The sequence below is a fragment of the Staphylococcus croceilyticus genome, assembly GCF_002902575.1.
Lineage (GTDB): Bacteria > Bacillota > Bacilli > Staphylococcales > Staphylococcaceae > Staphylococcus > Staphylococcus croceilyticus.
In genome coordinates this window covers 1-201 of the sequence record NZ_PPRD01000054.1, presented here as the reverse complement: position 1 = coordinate 201, position 201 = coordinate 1, and the positions used below count along the sequence as shown (strand labels likewise).

The 201-nt window shown below is 32.3% G+C and carries 1 pseudogene; it reads right to left on the bottom strand.

Going from position 1 to position 201, the window contains the following annotated elements:
• Positions 1-201 (bottom strand): annotated as a pseudogene (locus CD128_RS11855) (ISL3 family transposase); the annotation flags it as partial.

Here is a 201-nt window from a genome sequence, read left to right as displayed (position 1 = left end):
ATTTGACCGAACGGTCTTGAACACTTTTGTCTAAGATTACTTTTTTTGTATTGTTTGAAATCACACAATGTTTATCTACTATTTCAGATTGAGCGACAAAGGTACTGTGACATTGGCGACATAAAAAACGTTGTTTTTTGAGTGAAACATATGTAGGTCTTTCGGTTACTTTAGGCACTTTAATTAATATTTGTCGTTTAC